Origin of the sequence: Bradyrhizobium sediminis (assembly GCF_018736105.1) — a bacterium.
Lineage (GTDB): Bacteria > Pseudomonadota > Alphaproteobacteria > Rhizobiales > Xanthobacteraceae > Bradyrhizobium.
Genome location: NZ_CP076135.1, coordinates 300,031 through 320,211, shown reverse-complemented (window position 1 = coordinate 320,211; position 20,181 = coordinate 300,031). Strand labels below are relative to the sequence as shown.

Annotated in this window: 21 protein-coding genes; 10 read left to right on the top strand and 11 right to left on the bottom strand. The window is 64.6% G+C overall.

From position 1 onward, the window contains the following. Position 1: 1 nt before the first annotated feature. Both KMZ68_RS01595 and KMZ68_RS01590 read right to left on the bottom strand, forming a co-directional pair. Complete coding sequence (locus KMZ68_RS01595; RefSeq protein ID WP_215614187.1) at positions 2-634, bottom strand: cytochrome b/b6 domain-containing protein; 633 nt, start codon at positions 632-634, stop codon at positions 2-4. 193 nt (positions 635-827) lie between these two features. Further along, positions 828-1,412, bottom strand: coding sequence for a fasciclin domain-containing protein (locus KMZ68_RS01590; protein ID WP_215614186.1), 585 nt, complete (start codon positions 1,410-1,412; stop codon positions 828-830). Between the two features lie 319 nt (positions 1,413-1,731). Here KMZ68_RS01590 and KMZ68_RS01585 point away from each other — a divergent pair, with 319 nt between their 5' ends. Beyond that, complete coding sequence (locus tag KMZ68_RS01585; RefSeq protein ID WP_215614185.1) at positions 1,732-2,478, top strand: enoyl-CoA hydratase/isomerase family protein; 747 nt, start codon at positions 1,732-1,734, stop codon at positions 2,476-2,478. A gap of 150 nt (positions 2,479-2,628) precedes the next feature. Here KMZ68_RS01585 and KMZ68_RS01580 read toward each other — a convergent pair whose 3' ends face one another. Continuing rightward, on the bottom strand, positions 2,629-3,390 hold the full coding sequence (locus KMZ68_RS01580) for an SDR family oxidoreductase (protein WP_215614184.1): 762 nt from the start codon (positions 3,388-3,390) through the stop codon (positions 2,629-2,631). 88 nt (positions 3,391-3,478) lie between these two features. On the opposite strand from KMZ68_RS01580, the gene KMZ68_RS01575 reads away from it, so the two are divergent. After that, the gene (locus tag KMZ68_RS01575) at positions 3,479-5,005 is read left to right on the top strand and encodes a malonate--CoA ligase (RefSeq protein WP_215614183.1); all 1,527 of its coding nucleotides are present in this window, start codon (positions 3,479-3,481) and stop codon (positions 5,003-5,005) included. Between the two features lie 14 nt (positions 5,006-5,019). Here KMZ68_RS01575 and KMZ68_RS01570 read toward each other — a convergent pair whose 3' ends face one another. Beyond that, the gene (locus KMZ68_RS01570; RefSeq protein WP_215614182.1) at positions 5,020-5,874 is read right to left on the bottom strand and encodes a sulfite exporter TauE/SafE family protein; all 855 of its coding nucleotides are present in this window, start codon (positions 5,872-5,874) and stop codon (positions 5,020-5,022) included. A gap of 246 nt (positions 5,875-6,120) precedes the next feature. Between KMZ68_RS01570 and sdhC the strand changes: the two genes are divergently transcribed. The 7 genes from sdhC (at position 6,121) to KMZ68_RS01535 (ending at position 13,574) form a co-directional block, all read left to right on the top strand. After that, positions 6,121-6,519, top strand: a complete 399-nt coding sequence (gene sdhC, locus KMZ68_RS01565) for a succinate dehydrogenase, cytochrome b556 subunit (protein WP_215614181.1) — start codon at positions 6,121-6,123, stop codon at positions 6,517-6,519. 26 nt (positions 6,520-6,545) lie between these two features. Further along, the gene (gene sdhD, locus KMZ68_RS01560) at positions 6,546-6,920 is read left to right on the top strand and encodes a succinate dehydrogenase, hydrophobic membrane anchor protein (RefSeq protein WP_371741489.1); all 375 of its coding nucleotides are present in this window, start codon (positions 6,546-6,548) and stop codon (positions 6,918-6,920) included. 3 nt (positions 6,921-6,923) lie between these two features. Next, entirely contained in the window at positions 6,924-8,759 is a 1,836-nt protein-coding gene (gene sdhA / locus KMZ68_RS01555) for a succinate dehydrogenase flavoprotein subunit (protein ID WP_215614179.1), read from the top strand. A gap of 113 nt (positions 8,760-8,872) precedes the next feature. Beyond that, positions 8,873-9,655, top strand: a complete 783-nt coding sequence (locus KMZ68_RS01550) for a succinate dehydrogenase iron-sulfur subunit (protein ID WP_215614178.1) — start codon at positions 8,873-8,875, stop codon at positions 9,653-9,655. Between the two features lie 89 nt (positions 9,656-9,744). Continuing rightward, a complete protein-coding gene (locus KMZ68_RS01545) occupies positions 9,745-10,602 on the top strand; it encodes an FkbM family methyltransferase (protein ID WP_249779675.1) in 858 nt (285 codons plus the stop codon). Between the two features lie 50 nt (positions 10,603-10,652). Continuing rightward, on the top strand, positions 10,653-11,039 hold the full coding sequence (locus KMZ68_RS01540) for a VOC family protein (protein WP_215614177.1): 387 nt from the start codon (positions 10,653-10,655) through the stop codon (positions 11,037-11,039). 591 nt (positions 11,040-11,630) lie between these two features. Further along, the gene (locus KMZ68_RS01535) at positions 11,631-13,574 is read left to right on the top strand and encodes an OmpA family protein (protein WP_215614176.1); all 1,944 of its coding nucleotides are present in this window, start codon (positions 11,631-11,633) and stop codon (positions 13,572-13,574) included. A gap of 151 nt (positions 13,575-13,725) precedes the next feature. Here KMZ68_RS01535 and KMZ68_RS01530 read toward each other — a convergent pair whose 3' ends face one another. Then, positions 13,726-14,091, bottom strand: coding sequence for a nuclear transport factor 2 family protein (locus KMZ68_RS01530; RefSeq protein WP_215614175.1), 366 nt, complete (start codon positions 14,089-14,091; stop codon positions 13,726-13,728). 99 nt (positions 14,092-14,190) lie between these two features. Between KMZ68_RS01530 and KMZ68_RS01525 the strand changes: the two genes are divergently transcribed. After that, the gene (locus tag KMZ68_RS01525) at positions 14,191-14,778 is read left to right on the top strand and encodes a TetR/AcrR family transcriptional regulator (protein ID WP_215614174.1); all 588 of its coding nucleotides are present in this window, start codon (positions 14,191-14,193) and stop codon (positions 14,776-14,778) included. Positions 14,779-14,880: 102 nt separating this feature from the next. Here KMZ68_RS01525 and argG read toward each other — a convergent pair whose 3' ends face one another. From argG to KMZ68_RS01495, 6 genes are all read right to left on the bottom strand, one after another. Continuing rightward, complete coding sequence (gene argG / locus KMZ68_RS01520; protein WP_215614173.1) at positions 14,881-16,218, bottom strand: argininosuccinate synthase; 1,338 nt, start codon at positions 16,216-16,218, stop codon at positions 14,881-14,883. A gap of 107 nt (positions 16,219-16,325) precedes the next feature. After that, a complete protein-coding gene (locus tag KMZ68_RS01515) occupies positions 16,326-17,090 on the bottom strand; it encodes a phosphatase PAP2 family protein (RefSeq protein WP_215614172.1) in 765 nt (254 codons plus the stop codon). Positions 17,091-17,176: 86 nt separating this feature from the next. Then, positions 17,177-17,677: a hypothetical protein gene (locus tag KMZ68_RS01510; protein WP_215614171.1), complete on the bottom strand. Its 501-nt coding sequence runs from the start codon at positions 17,675-17,677 to the stop codon at positions 17,177-17,179. A 42-nt stretch (positions 17,678-17,719) separates the two neighbouring features. Further along, complete coding sequence (locus KMZ68_RS01505) at positions 17,720-18,166, bottom strand: hypothetical protein (RefSeq protein ID WP_215614170.1); 447 nt, start codon at positions 18,164-18,166, stop codon at positions 17,720-17,722. A gap of 9 nt (positions 18,167-18,175) precedes the next feature. Next, a complete protein-coding gene (rlmN, locus tag KMZ68_RS01500) occupies positions 18,176-19,393 on the bottom strand; it encodes a 23S rRNA (adenine(2503)-C(2))-methyltransferase RlmN (RefSeq protein ID WP_215614169.1) in 1,218 nt (405 codons plus the stop codon). A gap of 84 nt (positions 19,394-19,477) precedes the next feature. Further along, positions 19,478-20,083 (bottom strand): invasion associated locus B family protein, encoded by a 606-nt coding sequence (locus KMZ68_RS01495; protein ID WP_215614168.1) that lies wholly within the window; start codon positions 20,081-20,083, stop codon positions 19,478-19,480. Between the last annotated feature and the right edge of the window lie 98 nt (positions 20,084-20,181).

Here is a 20,181-nt window from a genome sequence, read left to right as displayed (position 1 = left end):
CTCAGCGGCCGATGACCATGGCGCGCAGGCTTTTCGGCACCAGCACCGCGAGCGCGACATGTACGATCAGGAACGCGACGATCGCTGCCATGCAGATGAAGTGGACGTAGCGCGCGGCATCATAGCCGCCGAACAGCGCCGTCAGATATTGCAGCTGCACCGGCTTCCAGATCGCCAGACCCGACAGCACGACGAGGACGCCGATCGCGATGATCCCCGCATAGAGCAGCTTCTGCACGTAATTGTATTTGGTGAGGTCGTCGTGCGACAGTTTGCCGGTCAGCGCCGCCCTGGCATCGGAGATCACGCCCTCCGGCGTGATCGGCAGCAGCTTCTTGCGGAAACGGCCGGTTGCAAGACCCAGCGCGAGGTAGACGAGGCCGTTGACCATCAGCAGCCACATCGCCGCGAAATGCCAGAGCAGCGCGCCGCCGAGCCAGCCGCCCAGCGTAATCGAGCTCGAGAACTTGAAATCGAACAGCGGCGAGGCGTTGTAGATCTGCCATCCCGACATGATCATCAGGATCATCGCCACCGCGTTGATCCAGTGCAGGGTCCGGACCCAGGCCGGCTGGATGACCTTCGCCGGCGTGGCGGCCGCGGCGTGCCGGTCGTTGACTGCGAGGCTGGACATGGTGATTCCCTGGCTGTTCCACGCTGAGAAGAGGCCGATACGTGCTTATACGCCGGAGGAAGGCGCTTCGTTACTGCCAAGGCAGCTATCAGGTTGATGCCCGTGGCCCATGGCGATCACGAAAAAGCGAGCCGGGTTGCCCCGGCTCGCGCCTCGCGCATCCTGTTGGGACAAGGTCAGGATACCTGCGGTATTACGACGCCGGCATCAGGACGGTGTCGACCACGTGGATCACGCCGTTCGACTGATTGACGTTCGAGATCGTCACCATCGAGGTGCCGCCCTTGACGTCGACGATCCAGACCTTGCCGTCCTGGAGCTTCACCGTCAGTTCCTCGCCTTCAGCGGTCTTGAGCTTCTTGCCGTCGGTCAGGCTGGAGGCTTCGAGCTTGCCCGGAACCACGTGGTAGGTGAGGATCTTGGTGAGGGTCGCCTTGTTCTCGGGCTTCACCAGGGTGTCGACGGTGCCGGCCGGCAGCTTGCCGAAGGCGGCGTTGGTCGGCGCGAACACCGTGAACGGGCCCTTGCCTTCCAGCGTCGCAACCAGGCCGGCGGCCTTCACCGCCGCGACCAGCGTGGTGTGATCCTTGGAGTTGACGGCGTTCTGGATGATGTTCTTCGAGGGGAACATCGCGGCGCCGCCGACCATCACGGTCTTCTCGCCGGACATTTCGCTTTTCATCATCTTGTCTTGCGCGCTGACGGGCGCGACGACGGCGGCGGTCAGAGCCAGGGCGCCGAAGGCGGCGGCGGAAAAGAGTGCAATATGCTTGGACATGGAAACGTCTCCCGATGATTGAGGTGACCGGCGGAGGTCCGCCGGCGATGAAGGGGCAACAACGACGCTTGTCCGTGGGTGATCAGAGCGTCGCCGTCGGGCCGAGTTACGGGAGGTTTTCGGGCCGGTTTCGCAGAATAATTTATCGTGATGCCTGAAACTATTTTCAACGCAGCCCGTGTGCTGCACCGGAGCGCAACTGCCGCGATCCGCTCGACGGCCAAGCGACTGACCAGGCGATTGACCGGTTTACGAAAGACACGTTATGTCCGGCGCACCTGCCAGACGGACGGGGACTGGAACCCCGCGACGAGGACCCATGACCCAATCCGTGCTGCGTGACGACCGCGACGGCGTCGCCTATCTGACGCTGAACCGCCCGGACAAGCTCAATGCCCTGAACCTCGACGTTTTCCAGGCGCTCGAATCCCATGTGAAGGATATCGCCGGCGGCGCGGCGCGCGCGGTGGTGCTGCGCGGGGCCGGACGGTGTTTCTCGGCCGGCCACGACCTCGGCGATATCGCCGCCGGCGAGAAGCCGCTGCGCCCGAACTATCAGTCGCACGTCATCGAAATGCTGGCCGATCTGCCGCTGCCGGTGATCTCAGCGGTGCACGGCCATTGCTACACCGGCGCGCTGGAACTGGCGCTCGCCGGCGATATCATTCTCGCCGCCGAGTCCGCCAAGTTCGGCGACACCCATGCCAAATGGGCGCTGACCCCGGTCTGGGGCCTCAGCCAGCGGTTGCCACGCCGGGTCGGGACCTACAAGGCCCGGGAAATGATGTTCACCTGCCGCACCTATTCCGGCCGCCAGGCGCTGGAGATGGGACTCGCCAATGCCTGCGTGGCGGACGGCGAATTCGACAGTGCGATCCAGGCGCTGACCGCGGAGATAACAGCCCATTCATCGTTCAGCCATGCTGCCAACAAGCGCCTGCTGATCGAGACCGACGGACTGCCGCAGCCCGCCGGTCTGGCGCACGAAATCTATCACAGCGCGGGCCGGGGCCCCGACATGGCCGAGCGGATCGCCGCCTTCACCCGCAAAGCCGTCTCGAAATAGCTGTCGCAGCAAAATCGCGAAAACAACCCCATGCAAAGAATGCTCGGGCTTCGAATGCTTCATCCTTCGCAACGCTAATGCTTGGCAATGCTTGTCACCCCCTCCCCCCACGCGCCCTTGCGCGTGGCGGGGAGGTGAGAAGCAAGAGCATTAATCCCGGTTATTCGTCGTCTGGATAAAACCGCGATTGTGCGTCGGGCTGATCAGGATCTCGTTCATGCAGACCCGCGGCGGCATGCTGGCGACGAAGGCGATGGTGCGGCCGCAATCTTCGGGCTGCAGCATCTTCGCCTGTTCGGCTTCACTCGGCACCACCGGCCGCAGCTTCAGGATCGGGGTTGCGACCTCGCCCGGCGACAGGCAACAGGCCCGCAGCCCGTTGACGCATTCGTCCATGTTGAAGGAATGGGTCAGCGCCAGCACCGCATGCTTGGTCGTGGTATAGGCCGGCCCCGGCATCTTCGACACGTGACGTCCGGCCCAGGACGCGACGTTGATGATACAGCCGTCCTTCTGCTTGCGCATCGCCGGCAGCACCGCGTGCATGCAATACAGCACGCCGTTGAGATTGATATCGACCAGTTTGTTCCAGCCTTCCAGTTCCATGTCGGCCCAGCTGCGTTTCGGTACGTTGATGCCGGCGCTGTTGACCAGGAGATCTATGCGGCCGTGTCTGGCGAGAATCTGCTCCGCGGCCCTGGTCACGTCGTCGGATTTGCTGACATCGAGCGGAATCGCCTCGGCCTTGCCGCCTCTCCCAGTGATTTTCGCCACTACCGCATCCAGCGCATCCTTCCGGCGCCCGGAAACCACTACCGTCCAGCCGTCCGCGGCCAAGGCTTCCGCACCGGCCTCGCCGATGCCGCTGCCGCCGCCCGTCACCCAGGCCACGCGTTTCCCGTTATTTGACATGCAAACTGTCTCCGTTGCTTTGTGAAGGGCCTTTTTGCTAATCCAGCCAGCGGAATTTTCCGGCCTTTGCCCCTTCAGGGAATGTTGCATGAACGCCAACGTCAACGCCAACCTGTTTTCCCGCCTGTTCGACGGCATCGACGATCCCTCGCGCCTCGCGATCGAGATGATCGACGGACAGCGCATCAGCTATGGCGATCTCGTGGCCCGCGCCGGGCAGATGGCGAACGTGCTGGTGTCGCGAGGCGTCAAGCCCGGCGACCGCGTCGCGGCGCAGACCGAAAAATCGGTGCCGGGGCTGGTGCTGTATCTCGCAACCGTCCGCGCCGGCGCCGTCTATCTGCCGCTCAACACCGCCTATACGCTGAACGAACTGGAATATTTCATCACCGACGCCGAGCCGTCGCTGGTGGTGTGCGATCCGTCGAAGGCGGAAGGCATCGGCGCGATCGCCGCGAAGGTCGGCGCCAGGGTCGAAACGCTGGGCGCCGACGGCAAGGGCTCGCTGACGGACGCCGCCGCCACGGCGAAGCCGGGGTTTAACACCGTTGCCCGCGCCAATGACGATCTCGCGGCGATCCTCTACACCTCCGGCACGACAGGCCGCTCCAAGGGCGCGATGCTGACGCATGACAATCTTGCGTCGAATTCGCTCTCGCTGGTCGGCTACTGGCGCTTCACGGACAAGGACGTGCTGATCCACGCGCTGCCGATCTATCATACCCACGGCCTATTCGTGGCGAGCAACGTCACGCTGTTCGCGCGCGCGTCGATGATCTTCCTGCCGAAATTCGACCCCGACCTGATCATCAGGCTGATGGCGCGCGCAACCGTGCTGATGGGCGTGCCGACGTTCTATACGCGGCTGCTGCAAAGCCCTGCCCTGACCAGGCAAGCCACCAGTCATATGCGGCTGTTCATCTCCGGCTCCGCGCCGCTGCTCGCCGACACCCATCGCGAATGGTTTGCACGTACCGGCCATGCCGTGCTCGAGCGCTACGGCATGACCGAGACCAACATGAACACCTCGAACCCCTATGACGGCGAGCGGGTGCCCGGCGCGGTCGGTCATCCGCTGCCCGGCGTCTCCGTGCGCGTCACCGATCCCGAAACCGGCAAGGAGCTGGCGGCCGAAACCATCGGCATGATCGAGGTCAAGGGCCCCAACGTGTTCAAGGGCTATTGGCGGATGCCGGAGAAGACCAAGGCCGAATTCCGCGACGACGGATTCTTCATCACCGGCGACCTCGGCAAGATCGACGGCAAGGGCTATGTCCACATCGTCGGCCGCGGCAAGGACCTCGTGATCTCGGGCGGCTTCAACGTCTATCCGAAGGAAATCGAGAGTGAGATCGACGCCATGCCGGGCGTGATCGAATCCGCCGTGATCGGCGTGCCGCATGCCGATTTCGGCGAGGGCGTCACCGCAGTCCTGGTCTGCGACAAGGGCGCCAAGGTCGACGAAGCCTCGGTGCTGAAAGCGCTCGACGGCAGGCTGGCAAAATTCAAGATGCCGAAACGGGTGATCGTGGTCGAGGAATTGCCGCGCAACGCCATGGGCAAGGTACAGAAGAATATTCTGCGCGACACCTATGCGAAGATTTACGCGAAATAGTCCCGACAGACTGGCTACAGCAGGCTGATCACAAACCGGCCGCCGACGAGAAACAGATAAGTTCCGAACGCCATTTCCAGTGTGCGCCTGGACATCGCATGCGCGGCCTTGACGCCGAGCGGCGCGGTCAAAAGGCTGGTCGGCATGACAAGCACGGCGCCGATCAGCGAGACATAGCCGAGCGCAAACGGCAATTGCAGCGCGGCCACCTCGGGATAGCGCATCGCCGCCGGCCAGCCGGCGTAGATGTAACCGGCGGCGCCGGGAATCGAGATCAGCACCGCCAGCGCCGAGGAGGTCGCGACCGCCTGATGGATCGGCCGGCCGTAAAAGGTCATCAGCAGATTGGAGAACAATCCGCCGCCGATGCCCATCAGCGTCGAAAGCAGGCCGACGAAGAAGCCGTACAGCTTCATCAGCGGCCCCCGCGGCAGGTCGTCGCCGAACTTCCAGGTTACGCGCGCCAGCAGCAACCGCGCCGCGGCGGACCATGCCACCATGACGAACACGATCTTGAACAGCCGCTCCGGCGCGTAGCGCGCGGTGACGCTGCCGGCGATCACGCCGGTCACTATCGGCAGCCACCAGGTCCGCAGGATCTCCATATCCACGGCGCCGCGGGCGTAATGGGCGCGATACGAGCGGATCGAGGTCGGAATGATGATGGCAAGCGATGTCCCGATGCACAGCGGCATCCGGACTTCCAGCGGCACGCCGGCGAGCCGGAAGCATTCGTAAAACACCGGCACCAGGATGGCGCCGCCGCCGATCCCGAATATGCCGGCCAGAAAACCCGACAGCGCCCCCACCGCCACCAGCAGGAGCGCCAGTTCGGCAAGCTCCGGGACATCAAGGCCAGCGATTGCCATCTCCGGTTTCCTTCGGCCCGCGCCAAGTCTGCGCGCGTTCATGAATCGTGCTTCAGGTATACCAGCCAACAGCGCGCGCCAAGCTTGTCAACGCCGCTAATTGCAAGGCTCATCCATAGATGTGAACCGCGGTTCGGAATTGGCGATTTTCATCGTTGCGCTCACTGTTTCGACTTCGTAAATAGACCTCGTCTATCGCGATCCCCCGAAGGGCCCATCGCGGGCCCGCAACCGTCAAAGCCGCCGATGACCGCCAGGATCGAACGACCGCTTTCGCCCCATCTGCAGACCTATCGCTGGACCCTGACGATGGCGCTTTCCATCGTCCACCGCGTTACCGGCGTCGCGCTGTATTTCGGTACCCTGCTGCTGGCATGGTGGCTGATCGCAGCGGCTTCCGGCCCGGCCGCCTATGCCAATGTGCAGGCGTTTACCGGCAGCATCATCGGCAAGCTGATTCTGTTCGGCTACACTTGGGCGCTGCTGCATCACCTGCTTTCGGGCTTGAGGCATTTCGTCTGGGACCTCGGCTACGGCTTCAAGGCCAGCGAACGTGAAACGCTGACCTGGGGCGCGCTGATCGGCGGCGTTTCGCTGACGGTGCTGGTCTGGATCGCCGCCTATGCCATCGGAGGCGGACGATGACCGCGCCAATTTCACCCGCAAAATCCATGCGCACGCCGCTCGCCCGCGTCCGCAACCTCGGCGCCTCGCATTCCGGCACCGGCGATTTCTGGCGCCAGCGCCTCACCGCAGTGGCGATGACGCTGCTGATCGTGCCTGTCATCGTGGTGGTCCTGATGCTGCTCGGCCGCAACCAGGCCGGCGCCGCGCAGATCCTCGGCTCGCTGCCGATCGCGATCATCCTGCTTCTGTTCATCGTCGCCAGCGCCTGGCACATGAAGATCGGCATGCAGGTGGTGATCGAGGATTACGTCCATAACGAGAAGCTGAAGCTCGCCAGCGTGATGGCCAACAACTTCTTCTCGATCGCGGTGGCGCTGGCTTCGATCTACGCCATTCTCAAACTTTCGTCTGGAGTTTAGCCCATGGCCGTTGGCGGAAATGGCAAGGGGAACGGCGCGCCTGCCAGCAACGGCCACGCCTACCCGATTGAAGACCATACCTACGATGTCGTGGTCGTCGGCGCCGGCGGCGCCGGCCTGCGCGCCGTCGTCGGCTGCAGCGAAGCGGGCCTGCGCACCGCCTGCATCACCAAGGTTTTTCCGACCCGCTCGCACACGGTCGCGGCCCAGGGCGGCATTTCGGCGGCGCTCGGCAACATGCACGAGGACAACTGGCGCTGGCACATGTACGACACCGTCAAGGGGTCGGACTGGCTCGGCGACCAGGATTCGATCGAATACATGGTGCGCCAGGCGCCGGAGGCGGTCTACGAACTCGAGCACTGGGGCGTGCCGTTTTCGCGCACCGAAGACGGCAGGATCTATCAGCGGCCGTTCGGCGGCATGACCGTGGACTTCGGCAAGGGCCAGGCGCAACGCACCTGCGCCGCCGCCGACCGTACCGGCCACGCCATGCTGCACACCATGTACGGCCAGGCGCTGCGCCACTCCGCCGAATTCTACATCGAGTTCTTCGCCATCGACCTGATCATGGACGACCAGGGCACCTGCCGCGGCGTGATCGCGCTCAAGCTCGACGACGGCACACTGCATCGCTTCCGCGCGCAAACCACCGTGCTTGCCACCGGGGGCTATGGGCGCATCTATCATTCCTGCACCGGCGCCCACACCCAGACCGGCGACGGCAGCGCGATGGCCTTGCGCGCCGGCCTGCCGCTGCAGGACATGGAGTTCGTCCAGTTCCACCCGACCGGAATTTACGGCGCCGGCTGTCTGGTTACCGAAGGCGCGCGCGGCGAGGGCGGCTATCTGGTCAATTCCGCGGGCGAACGCTTCATGGAACGCTATGCGCCGTCCGCCAAGGACCTCGCCTCGCGCGACGTCGTCTCGCGCGCGATGACCATCGAAATCCGGGAAGGCCGCGGCGTCGGCAAGAACAAGGACCACATCTTCCTGCACCTCGACCATCTCGATCCCAAGGTGCTGCACGAGCGGCTGCCCGGGATTTCCGAATCGGCAAAGATTTTCGCCAACGTCGATGTGACGCGCGAGCCGATCCCGATCGTGCCGACCGCGCATTACAACATGGGCGGGATTCCGACCAACTTCCACGGCGAAGCGCTGACCAAGAAGAACGGCGACGACAATTTCGTGGTGCCCGGCCTGATGGCGGTCGGCGAAGCGGCCTGCGTCTCGGTCCATGGCGCCAACCGTCTCGGCTCCAATTCGCTGATCGATCTCGTGGTGTTCGGCCGCGCCGCCGCCTTGCGCTGCGCCGAAAAGCTGACGCCGAACGGCAAGCAGCCGGAATTGCCGGCAGGGTCGGCCGACAAGGCGCTCGGCCGGCTCGATCGTTACCGCTATGCCGCCGGCGGCACGACGACGGCCAAGCTGCGCGACAGCATGCAGCATGTGATGCAGAACAATTGCGCGGTGTTCCGCACCGGCGAGGTGCTGAACGAAGGGCACAACCTGATTCACAAGGTACACGGCGGCATCAGCGACATCGGCGTGACCGACCGCTCGCTGGTCTGGAATTCCGATCTGGTCGAGACGCTGGAATTCGACAATCTGATCGTGCAGGCGGTGGTGACGATGGACTCGGCGGCGAACCGCACCGAGAGCCGCGGCGCCCATGCCCGCGAGGATTTCCCGGACCGCGACGACAAGAACTGGATGAAGCACACGCTGGCGTGGATCGACGATGGCGGCAAGACCACGATCGATTATCGCCCGGTGCACGACTACACGATGACCAACGACGTTCAGTACATCCCGCCGAAGGCGCGGGTGTATTGAAAAGCAAAACCCCAGCCCGTCATTCCGGGATGGTCCGAAGGACCAGACCCGGAATCTCGAGATTCCGGGTTCGATGCTGACGCATCGCCCCGGAAGGACGAAAGGTTAGAAGAATGGTTGAATTCGCGCTTCCGAAGAATTCGAAGATCACCGGCGGCAAGACCTGGCCGAAGCCGGCCGGCGCGACCGAGACGCGCGAATTCAAGGTCTATCGCTGGAATCCGGACGACGGCAAAAATCCCGGAGTCGATACCTATTATGTCGACACCAAGGATTGCGGTCCGATGGTGCTGGACGGCCTGATCTGGATCAAGAATCACATCGACCCGACGCTGACCTTCCGCCGCTCCTGCCGCGAGGGTGTCTGCGGCTCCTGCGCCATGAATATCGACGGCCAGAACACGCTGGCCTGCACCAAGTCGATGCACGACGTGAAGGACGGCGCGGTCAAGGTCAATCCGCTGCCGCACCAGCCCGTGGTCAAGGACCTGGTGCCCGACCTCACCAATTTCTACGCGCAATACGCTTCGATCGAGCCCTGGCTGAAGACCACCACGCCGACGCCGCAGAAGGAATGGCGGCAGAGCCACGAGGATCGCGGAAAACTCGACGGTCTCTACGAATGCATCCTCTGCGCCTGCTGTTCGACCTCATGCCCGAGCTATTGGTGGAACAGCGACCGCTATCTCGGCCCGGCCGCCTTGCTGCAGGCGAACCGATGGGTCAAGGACAGCCGCGATGAAGCGGCCGGCGAGCGGCTCGACAATCTCGAGGATCCGTTCCGTCTCTATCGCTGCCACACCATCATGAACTGCGCCAAGGCCTGCCCGAAGGGCCTCAATCCCGCCGAGGCGATCGCCGAGCTCAAGCTGAAGATGGTCGAACGCCAGATCTGACGCGGGCCGCGCGCGCCCCACGTCGTTGGAGTCGTCCGCGAAACCGGCTATGTAGGCGTTCGCAATTCTCCGGCGAGAAGATCTTGACCCTGCCAACCCTGCCACCCCTGCCACCCGGCACTGCCGCGGCCAACGATCCCACCTCCCCGCCGTTCGGCGCCTTCGCGCCGAATGCCGCGCAGGCGGCGATCATCCGGCTGGCGCAACGCTCGCGGCTGAAACGCGGCGCGTTTCGTCCGATGCTGTCGCGACTGGTCAACCTGCTGCGCGCGGGTCCGGTCGACGTCCATTATCAGGGCGCGTCGTTCCGCTTCTATCATCAGGCCAGCGCCACCGAGCGCGGCGCATTGTTCAATCCCGACTACAACATCGAGGAGCTGGATTTTCTGCGCGCGCATACGCCTGCCGGTGGCGTGTTCGTCGATGTCGGCGCCAATGTCGGCACCTACGCCATGGTGCTGGCGCGCCAGGTCGGCGCGACCGGCAAGGTGATTGCGATCGAGCCGCATCCGGTGACGCATGCGCGGCTCAGGTTCAACTGCGCCGCATCCGGCTACACCCAGGTCACGCTGGTGGCCGCCGCCGCAGGCCCTTCGGACGGCGAGCTGATGATCGAGACCGACGGCGACAATCTCGGCGCCAGCCATATCGTGTCCGGCGATCCCGCAGGCAACGCCATCAGGGTGCCGTCGTTACGGCTGCAGCGCATTCTCGCCGACGCAGGCGTCGACCATGTCGATGCGCTGAAGATCGACGTCGAGGGCTTTGAAGATCGCATTCTGACCGGTTTCTTCGAGCAGGCGCCGCCGTCGCTGTGGCCGCGCGCGGTCGTGATCGAGCATTTGTCGCGAAACGAATGGCTGAAAGACTGCATCGCCGACATGCGCGCGCGCGGCTACGCCGAGACCGGCAAGACCCGCAGCAACACGCTGCTGGTTCGCGGCTGAATTCCGCCTACATCAGAACTGTCGCAGTCCTCAACCGCAGGAGATTCCCGATGATCGACCATGTCGGCTTTCCGGTTTCCGATTATGCGCGCGCCAAGACTTTCTATCTCAGGGCTTTGGCGCCGCTCGGCTACAGCCTCGTGATGGAAGTGACGCAGGAGCAGACCGGCCACGACCCCGCGGCCGGTTTCGGCGCCGACGGCAAGCCGGATTTCTGGATCGGCAGCGAGGGCGGCTTGAACAAGCCGTTGCATGTTGCGATCCACGCCAGGGACCGCGCCACTGTCGACGCGTTCTACAGGGCTGCATTGGCAGCCGGCGGACGCGATAACGGCGCGCCCGGAATCCGGGCCCATTATCACCCCAATTATTACGGCGCCTTCGTGCTCGATCCCGACGGCCACAACATCGAAGCCGTTTGCCACGCGCCGGAGTGACCGGTTCCCGCAGCCCGAATGTGGAACATCGCGGTGTCGCCGTCGTTATCGCTGCAGCCCCAGGGAGCGATGACATGACCAACGACAATACCGACCCCGCCTGGGCGGCGATGTAAATGCCGATCGATCCGCAGGAAGATCCGCCGGTCAAGCCCGGACAACCGTCCGAGCCGCCGCAGGAGAATCCGCCGGGCAGTCCGCGGCCCGAGGTGCCGCCGCCGATGCAGGAGCCGGGTGAGCCGCTGCAGCCGGAGGAGCTGCCGGGCCGCACGCCAGAGGAATTGCCGGTGCGAAGGACCGCAAGATCCGCGCACGCCCTATCCCGCGACCGATGCCGGAGTTGACGATCTGCCGGGCTCGGAGCCGGATGTGAATCCAGGCACACCTGATTTACAGCAGGAGGCGATGTAATACGATGCAGGATGCGATTCGAAACGAGCGTCTGAATACGCCATGAACAATTGCGCATTCAGACGTGGCGCGTTCGGAAATAAAAGCCGCTTTGCCATCAGAGGCCGCCACAATCCGGCCTAACGCTTATTCGTTGATTGCCAGACTTTGTTGCCAATAATTCCCGGGACCCAGACCATCATGACAAACCTTCGCCTCGTGCTGCTCGCCACGACAGCCCTTACGGCAATGCAATTCGCGGCGGCTGCATCGCACGCGCAAACCGCCCCAATGGTGGTGGCGCAGGCCAAGGAGGAACTTGGTCCCGACGGCAAGCCCAAGGCCCCGCCGAAGGCTGCACCGCCCGCTGTTGCTCCGCGTCAAGCGCCGCCACCGCCTCCGCCGCCGCCGCCGCCCAAGGTTGCTCCGCCTCCGCCGCCGCCCCCTGTCGCGGCTCCGCCTCCGCGCCAGGCACCACCGCCGCCGCCGCCCCCGCCTGCGCGCGTGGCACCGCCGCCTCCGCCGCCGCCGAAGCCCCCAACGGCTGCACCACCGCCGCCGCCCAAGCCCGCGACGCCTCCGCCCCCACCGCCGCCTCCAGCGGCGCGGACGGCACCGCCACCTCCGCCGACGGCAGCACCCGTTCCGCCGAAGCCCCCGGCTCCGCCGAGCACCGCACCTGTGGTGCCGCAGCAGAAGAGCGCGCCGACTTCCGTGCCGCCGCCCGCGGGCGCCAAGCAATTGCCGCCGCCCACAACCGCGCCGGCAACGCAGACACAGGCGCCGCCGCCCCCGGCTGGCGCGGGCGCACCGCCTCCGCCCCCGCCCCCGGCGGGAGCCAAGCAGACCCCGCCGCCTCCGGGCACGCCGCCCGGGACAGCGCCGCGGACTCAAGCCCCCCCGCCTCCGCCACCCCCGGCAGGCGCTGGCGCAGTCACGCCACCTCCGCCGCCCCCGGCTGGAGCCAAGCAAACCCCACCGCCCGTGGGTAGCCCGGCAACTGCCGCTCCGCCGCCGGCTCCGGGAACGACGATAGCGCCCCCGGCAACGCCGAATGCCACGCCGACACCCGGCGCTGGCGGACAGACGTCACTGCCGGCCGGCACACCTGTCGCCAAGAGCCCGCCACCGACGGTGACCGCGCCGATTCCGCCCGCACCGCCCCCGGCCCAGGCGCTGACCCCGATCGCTCCGGGCGCGGCACCGGCGCTGGGATCGAAGACCCTGGAAGGCTTCCGGGGCGAGCGGCGCGAAACCCAGCAGGGCGGCCGCACGGTCTTCACCGAACCCGGCCGCATTATCGTTGTCGACCCCGGCGGGCAGTCGTTCATCCGCCACAACGAAATGGATCGCTTCCGCTATGGCGCGCGCGACATCCAGACCCAGCAGGTCGGCGGTGAAACGCGCACCATCGTCATCCGTCCCGACGGCACGCAAATCATCACGGTGGTCGGTCGTGACGGCCAGTTGTTGCGCCGGATTCGCCGCGACGAGCGGGGCCGCGAGATCATCATCATCGACAACAGCTATCGCGACCCGCGCGCCGTCGGCGGTTTCTATGTCGACCTGCCGCCGCCGATCCTGCGCATTCCACAGAACCGCTATATCGTCGAAGCCGACGAGGCGCCGCCGGAACTGATCTATGACACCATGATCGCTCCGCCGGTGGAACGGATCGATCGTCGCTATACGCTCGACGAAATCCGCTACAGCCCGTCGGTGCGACAGCGCATGCCGAGCATCGATCTCAACAGCATCAACTTCGAAACCGGATCGTGGGAGATTCCCCCCGACCAGGCGGCGAAGCTGCAGGCGATTGCCGACGGCCTCAATCGTGCGATCGCGGCCAATCCGCGCGCGGTGTTCCTGATCGAGGGTCACACCGACGCGGTGGGACCGGACGTCGACAATCTGTCGCTGTCGGACCGCCGCGCCGAATCCGCCGCCACGCTGCTGACGCAGCAATTCAACGTGCCGGCGGAAAACCTGACCTCGCAAGGTTACGGCGAGCAATATCTGAAAGAGCAGACCGACGGACCGAGCCGCATCAATCGCCGCGTCACGATCCGCAACATCACGCCGCTGCTCAACGGCGGGTCGGCATCGTTGCCGCCCCCGCCGCCGGGCACCGCCCCGCCGCGGTAAGGCAAGCCTTCGCCAAACAGAAATGGCCGGGAGCGATCCCGGCCATTTCCATATCTGATCGCGAGGCAGGCTTGGGCGCAGGCCCGGATCGCCGGACCGTGAATCACTTTGGCGACGCAAATGAATTCCAGGTGCTGGCTCGATCTTCACCTCATCCCTTCATCTGCTGCGGGTCGAAAAAGAAGCGCTCCTCGATCAATTGCTCGCCGCGCCAGGTTTGCCACGCGACCTCTTCCATTGTCCGCACCTTGCCGTCCTTGCCCGTGAATTCGAACCGCCAGCAGATCGCCGATCGGTCGCCGTCGAGCAAGAGCGGCCCGAGCCTTGTGGTCTTGACGCCGGCAACGGACGCGAGCACGGCGCGCTCCCGCTCAGCCAGCGCATCGCGGCCAACCCGGGGGGAACGGTCGTTCTCCTGCGTTTGAGCATCAGGCGCATAGAATTTCAGGATGGCGCCGACATGGTCGTTGGATTCGACGGTGGCGGCAAAGGCTTGCAGTGTGGCGAGCGACGGCATAATCAGATTTCCTCCAGATACCGACCAATAGTCGACAATTACCGACCGTCGGTCGACAAGTCAATTGGCCCGGGCACGGAACTGCGCTAGACAGCAACCATGGCAACACAGGCCGAGCGGCGCGAAAAAACACAGACGGCGATCGTCAGGGCGGCGAAGCGCATTTTCGGTGAGCGTGGATTTGCCGCGACAACGATGGACGATATCGCCGCCGGCGCGCACGTCGCGAAGGGCGCGGTCTACCATCATTTTTCGACCAAGGAGGCGCTGTTCGAGGCGGTGTTCGAACAGGCCTCCCTCGAACTGGTCTCCGACCTCGACCGCATCTCGCGCGCTGAGAAGGACACGCTGGCCGCGATAGCAGCGGGAACACAGGCCTATTTCTCGGCCTGTTCAAAGGGGCCAACCGGCCAGATCATCCTGCGCGACGGACCTGCCGTGCTCGGATGGGAGCGCTGGCGCGACATCGATGCCAAGCATTTCGGCGGCAAGTTTCCGCGCGCGCTCGCCGCCGCGATGGACGCCGGCCTGATCGCGCGCCAGCCGGTCGAGCCATTGGCGCGGCTGCTGCTCGGTGCGGTGACGGAAGCCGCGGTTGCCTGCTCGGCCGGTCAGGACATCGGCAAGGCCGGCGCCGAGTATGCGCGTGCGTTCCGCTCACTGCTGGACGCGTTGCGGCTGAAATAGGACCGAGGCGACCGCCCCCGCTTCTTCTTGAGCGAGCGCAGCCGCAACGCGTTGAGCTTGATGAAGCCCGCCGCATAATCCAAGAAGTTGCGCCCGCGCGGTTCAGCCCTTGTCGCTGTCGAGCCTGAAGATGTCGGAGCCTTCCCCGGTCGATAGCAAGCCTGTCTCTCCGTAGAGTTTCAGCTTGGCCCGGGTATCTGATATGTCGAGGTTGCGCATCGTCAGCTGGCCGATACGGTCCGCCGGCGTGAACGCCGCATCGCCCACCTTCTCCATGCTCAGCCGCTCGGGCTGATAGGTCAGGTTGGGGCTGTCGGTGTTCAGGATCGAGTAGTCGTTGCCACGGCGCAGCTCGAGCGTCACCTCGCCGGTGACCGCGCGAGCCACCCAGCGCTGGGCGGTTTCGCGCAGCATGAGGGCCTGGGAATCGAACCACCGCCCCTGGTAGAGCAGTCGGCCAAGGCGCATGCCGCTGATCCGGTATTGCTCGATGGTGTCCTCGTTGTGGATGCCGGTGACGAGGCGTTCGTAGGCGATGTGCAGCAGCGCCATGGCGGGAGCTTCGTAGATGCCGCGGCTCTTTGCCTCGATGATCCGGTTCTCGATCTGGTCGCTCATGCCAAGGCCATGTCGGCCGCCGATGGCGTTGGCTTCGAGGAACAGCGCGACGGGATCGGCGAACGTCCGGCCGTTCAGCGCGACGGGCTGGCCCTCGACAAAACGCACGGCGACCTTTTCGGCCTTGACGATACAGTCCTCGCGCCAGAACGGCACGCCCATGATCGGATTGACGATCTTGATGCCACTGTCCAGGTGCTCGAGATCCTTGGCCTCGTGGGTTGCGCCGAGGATATTGCTGTCGGTCGAGTAAGCCTTTTCGGCGCTCATCTTGTAGCCGAATCCATTGGCGGTCATGAACGCCGACATTTCCGCACGGCCGCCCAGCTCGTCGATGAACTGCTGGTCGAGCCAGGGCTTGTAGATCCGCAGACTCGGGTTGGTCAGCAGGCCGTAACGGTAGAACCGCTCGATATCGTTGCCCTTGTAGGTGGAACCATCGCCCCAGATGTTGACGCCGTCCTCCTTCATCGCCGATACCAGCATCGTGCCGGTCACGGCGCGGCCCAGCGGCGTGGTGTTGAAATACGCGATGCCGCCGGTAGAGACATGGAAGGCGCCGGATTGGATGGCGGCGATCCCTTCGTGCACCAATTGCGTGCGGCAATCCACCAGCCGGGCTTTTTCGGCGCCGTATTCCAGAGCCTTGCGCGGAATTTCGTCGTAGTCGGCCTCGTCAGGTTGGCCGAGATTGGCGGTATAGGCAAAGGTGCGGGCGCCCTTTTGCTTCATCCACAGCAGCGCCGCTGACGTGTCAAGGCCGCCCGAGAAAGCGATACCGACTTTTTCCCCCTTGGGCAGGCTTTTCAGGATCGTACTCATAGAGCTTCCAATCGGTCGAAATGACGGGCGTCGTTTGCGGTTCGAGTGCGCGAATAACAAATTTCGCGCTGATGGGCACGCGTTTAATGGACGTAATGAAGCCGGACTTACCGGGAGCGCCCGCGCGCCCGCAGCCTCGCCAGCAGGCGAAAGGCCGGCCAGCCGAAGCGCGTCAGCGCGGCATCGATCCCCTCGTCGGTCATCCGGGTCGACGGCCAGCGGTAGATGTAGCCGTGGACCAGCCAGATCACCAGGAACGTCACCAGCCCCGCCGCCGCGACGTCGGTGAAGAAGTGCCCGCCAAACGCCATCCGGAGCAGGCTGGTGGTCACGCCGAACACGGTCGCCGCGGCATAGGCGAGCGGACGCCAGGCCGGCGGCGTCAGCGCCGCGGGCGCGTAGGTCCAGAACGCGGTGGCGCCTTCGCCGGAGAAGAACGAACAGTTGCGTCCGCAGCTGCCGCGCGGGTCCCACCACGGCACGAATTCCTGCGCGCCGTTGAACTGCGTGACCACCACCGGACGCGGCCGGCCCCAATAGCTCTTGAATGTGAGGTTGGTGAGCACGCCGGCGGAAAGCGTCAGGGTCACGAGCAGGAACACGACCGCCCGCCCCGATATCAGCAGCGGCTTGTCCGGCCGCGCCAGCTTCACCACCAGTGCGACGATCGCCGGCGCCGCAAGGCCCCACGCAATCCACATCGCGCCGTCGCGCGCGATCGCCGCCAGCGTGTTGAATTTCAGCGGGAACGACTTGTTCGTCCCGTCGTAAAACAGCGCAGCCAGCTTCAGATCGAGTTCGGGATAAATCCCGAACAGCAATCCGACAAAAAGCGAAAGCGCCAGCGCGATGAAAAGTCCCAATCGGTTCATGGCGCGGGGTTTAGCCGAGGCGGTTGGGGATGAAAAGGCTTGAAGGACAGGTCTTGTCCTCCCCTGGAGGGTTGAAGAACGCTCGCTCACAACGGCGGCGGCGATTGCGGGGACGCTGACGGCAGCGGCGGCGGGGGCGTCAGCGGGCGCGGCGGTTCGCGCCAGGCACCGGCGTTGCGGCCGGCGATCATCCAGTAGACGAGGCCGGCGATGATGCCGGCGCCGGTCATGATTTCGAGATGCCGCCGGACGATACCGTCGAAGCGCAGCGTCTCGGGATCGAACGGAACCAGGCCGAGATAACAGGCCAGGCCGACGAGGCCGCCGCCCAGCGCGTAGGCCAGCACGCTGCGGATATAGAATGCCTCGGTGATCGTCACCACGACCATCGCCGGCAACAGCGCAAAGCCGCTGAGGAAGATGAAGCCGAAGCCGAGCAAAATGTTCACCGCGTCCTGATCGATCGGACCGGCCCCGAGATCGCTGAATTCCGGAAACAGCACCGCGCCGACCACGATCATCCCCGCCACCAGGCAGGCGGCGAGGAAACCGAACAGAATGACGAACAGGCGGCCTATCAGTGCCATGTAATCAACCCCATCAACACGAGCACGAACCTCTCAGCCGTCTCATGCGCGGATTAAGGGCGGGTATGCCTTGCGCCAAGCGCCCGCATTGCGTCCGGCGATCGCCCAATAAATGAAGCCGGCGAGGATGCCTGCTCCAACCATGATCCCGCGATCGCGCGCGAATATGGGGCTGATGTTTATTCCGAAGTCCGAGCCGAACGTCAGGACGAGCGCCAGCGCCCCGCCAGCGGGCGCGTAAAAAACCGCTGAGCGCAGCTGAAAGCCCTCGGCAAGCGCGACGATCAGCGCGGAGGGTAGCAGCGCGTACCCGGACAAGGTGACGGAAGACAACCCGATCACCACCAGGATCGCGGCAGGATCGGTCGCAAGACGGGTGAAATCGGTCTGATCGAGCGTCAGGAACGCAACCATCACCACGGTGGCCGCCGCCAAGCAGGCGACCAGCAACGCGAGGATGACGACGAAGATGCGAGCGATGAGCCCCATCTGCAAACCTCAATCCGTCATCGCCATGGCGCGCAGCGCCTGACGCTCGCGCGCCGACAGTTTCTCGGTTTCCGATTTCAGCTGGCCGCAGGCGGCGAGGATGTCGCGGCCGCGCGGCGTGCGCACCGGCGAGGAGTAGCCGGCGTTGAAGATGTATTCGGAGAATTTCTCGATCTGCTCCCAGTCCGAGCATTCGTAGCGCGTGCCCGGCCACGGATTGAACGGAATGAGATTGATCTTGGCCGGAATGCCCTTCAGCAGCTTCACCAGCAGCTTGGCGTCATCGAGCGAATCGTTGACGCCCTTCAGCATCACATATTCGAAGGTGATGCGCCGCGCATTGGAAGAACCGGGATAGTCGCGGCAGGCCTGCAGCAGTTGTTGAATCGGATATTTCCGGTTCAGCGGCACCAGTTCGTTGCGCAGCTCGTCGCGCACCGCATGCAGCGAGATCGCCAGCATGACGCCGATCTCGTCGCCGGTGCGGATGATGTTCGGCACCACGCCCGAGGTCGACAGCGTGATGCGGCGGCGGGAAATGCCGATGCCTTCATTGTCCGAAACGATCAGCAGGGCATCGCGCACCGCGTCGAAATTGTACAGCGGCTCGCCCATGCCCATCATGACGACATTGGTGACGAGCCGGCCGCCGGTAGGGGTGTCGCGGTCGGCCCAGTCGTTGAGGCGATCGCGCGCCACCATGACCTGGCCGACGATCTCGCCCGCGGTCAGGTTGCGCACCAGCCGCTGCGTGCCGGTGTGGCAGAACGAGCAATTCAGCGTGCAGCCGACCTGCGAGGAAACGCACAACGTTCCGCGGTCGGTTTCCGGAATGTAGACGCACTCGACTTCGTGGGCCTTCTCGACGCTGTCGCCGCTCGGCAGCCGCAGCAGCCATTTGCGGGTGCCGTCGTTGGAAATCTGCTCGGCGACCACCTCCGGCCGCGCCACCGTAAAATGCTGGTCGAGTGCGCTGCGCATTTCCTTGGAAATGCTGGTCATCTCGTCGAAATTCTTGGCGCCGCGGACGTAGATCCAGTGCCAGAGCTGCTGCACCCGCATCTTGCGCTGCGCCGGGGCCACGCCGATGGCGCCGAGCCGGTCGGAGATCTCCGCGCGCGACAGGCCGACCAGCGACGGTTTGGCCGGCGGCACGTAGGTTTCGAGCGCGGTCTTTTCCAGGGGCGCGGCGGCGCCGGAACCGGCTTCGGCTGAGGTGATGGTCATGGTCTCGTTCATGGAACATCAGATAGGCCTTCCGCGACCTGCGGGAAAGGCACCAAATGCATCGATTTTGGCTTTAATACGCGCTCAGCGCTTGCAATCCTGCGCCAGCCGGTCGAGCGCCTGGGCAAGACCCTTCAGCGGAAAGACGTCCGTGGTCTCGGTGCCCTTGGCCGACATGCCCTTTACGGTCACATCGGCCGCCTTGCGCATGGCTTCCACCATCCGCTCTTCCTCGGCGGCGTTCTTGATCCAGAGACCGTCGCCCTGGGTGTACATCGCGTAGGAAGCGCCGCCGACTTCCAGCGTCGATTCCGAGCCCGGCTTCAGCGTATATCCGATCATGACCGAGACTTCGTTGACGACTTTTTCCGCCGGACGCGTGGAAACGAAGGCATAGGCCGGATCGCGCGGACGATTCGGCGGATTGGTCTTCGACGATGACGGCTTTGCCAGTGCGAAGCACACCTTCTTGCCGTTCGGCGTCGCGGTATAGGCGCCCCAGGTGCCGAACTGGCCGATCAGCGTCGGCTCCGCGCCGCCGGCAGCCGCGGGCTTGGCCTCCGGCTTTGCGGCCGGCTTGGCCGCTCCTTTGGAGGCTTTCGACGACGCGCTCTGCGCCTGCGCGGGGTGAGCTACCCCACACACCAGCACACTCGCAACAAGGGATGTCAGAATTCGCCGCACGGACATGACCGGAACTGGTTCCCTCATTATTGTGACTGGAAGATGGCCCCGACATCCCGTTGTCACGGACAAATGGATAGCCGGGAAATGCCTTTTTGGGAAGG

Coding starts and splice junctions, on each gene's coding strand:
- KMZ68_RS01550 (WP_215614178.1), top strand. CDS start 8,873: ATGGTTGAATTCGCGCTTCCGAAGAATTCGAAGATCACCGGCGGCAAG.
- sdhD (WP_371741489.1), top strand. CDS start 6,546: ATGCGCACGCCGCTCGCCCGCGTCCGCAACCTCGGCGCCTCGCATTCC.
- KMZ68_RS01530 (WP_215614175.1), bottom strand. CDS start 14,091: ATGCCGTCGCTCGCCACACTGCAAGCCTTTGCCGCCACCGTCGAATCC.
- KMZ68_RS01595 (WP_215614187.1), bottom strand. CDS start 634: ATGTCCAGCCTCGCAGTCAACGACCGGCACGCCGCGGCCGCCACGCCG.
- KMZ68_RS01510 (WP_215614171.1), bottom strand. CDS start 17,677: ATGGCACTGATAGGCCGCCTGTTCGTCATTCTGTTCGGTTTCCTCGCC.
- rlmN (WP_215614169.1), bottom strand. CDS start 19,393: ATGACCATCACCTCAGCCGAAGCCGGTTCCGGCGCCGCCGCGCCCCTG.
- KMZ68_RS01575 (WP_215614183.1), top strand. CDS start 3,479: ATGAACGCCAACGTCAACGCCAACCTGTTTTCCCGCCTGTTCGACGGC.
- sdhA (WP_215614179.1), top strand. CDS start 6,924: ATGGCCGTTGGCGGAAATGGCAAGGGGAACGGCGCGCCTGCCAGCAAC.
- KMZ68_RS01590 (WP_215614186.1), bottom strand. CDS start 1,412: ATGTCCAAGCATATTGCACTCTTTTCCGCCGCCGCCTTCGGCGCCCTG.
- KMZ68_RS01570 (WP_215614182.1), bottom strand. CDS start 5,874: ATGGCAATCGCTGGCCTTGATGTCCCGGAGCTTGCCGAACTGGCGCTC.
- argG (WP_215614173.1), bottom strand. CDS start 16,218: ATGAGTACGATCCTGAAAAGCCTGCCCAAGGGGGAAAAAGTCGGTATC.
- KMZ68_RS01535 (WP_215614176.1), top strand. CDS start 11,631: ATGACAAACCTTCGCCTCGTGCTGCTCGCCACGACAGCCCTTACGGCA.
- KMZ68_RS01525 (WP_215614174.1), top strand. CDS start 14,191: ATGGCAACACAGGCCGAGCGGCGCGAAAAAACACAGACGGCGATCGTC.
- sdhC (WP_215614181.1), top strand. CDS start 6,121: ATGACCGCCAGGATCGAACGACCGCTTTCGCCCCATCTGCAGACCTAT.
- KMZ68_RS01580 (WP_215614184.1), bottom strand. CDS start 3,390: ATGTCAAATAACGGGAAACGCGTGGCCTGGGTGACGGGCGGCGGCAGC.
- KMZ68_RS01585 (WP_215614185.1), top strand. CDS start 1,732: ATGACCCAATCCGTGCTGCGTGACGACCGCGACGGCGTCGCCTATCTG.
- KMZ68_RS01540 (WP_215614177.1), top strand. CDS start 10,653: ATGATCGACCATGTCGGCTTTCCGGTTTCCGATTATGCGCGCGCCAAG.
- KMZ68_RS01515 (WP_215614172.1), bottom strand. CDS start 17,090: ATGAACCGATTGGGACTTTTCATCGCGCTGGCGCTTTCGCTTTTTGTC.
- KMZ68_RS01505 (WP_215614170.1), bottom strand. CDS start 18,166: ATGGGGCTCATCGCTCGCATCTTCGTCGTCATCCTCGCGTTGCTGGTC.
- KMZ68_RS01495 (WP_215614168.1), bottom strand. CDS start 20,083: ATGTCCGTGCGGCGAATTCTGACATCCCTTGTTGCGAGTGTGCTGGTG.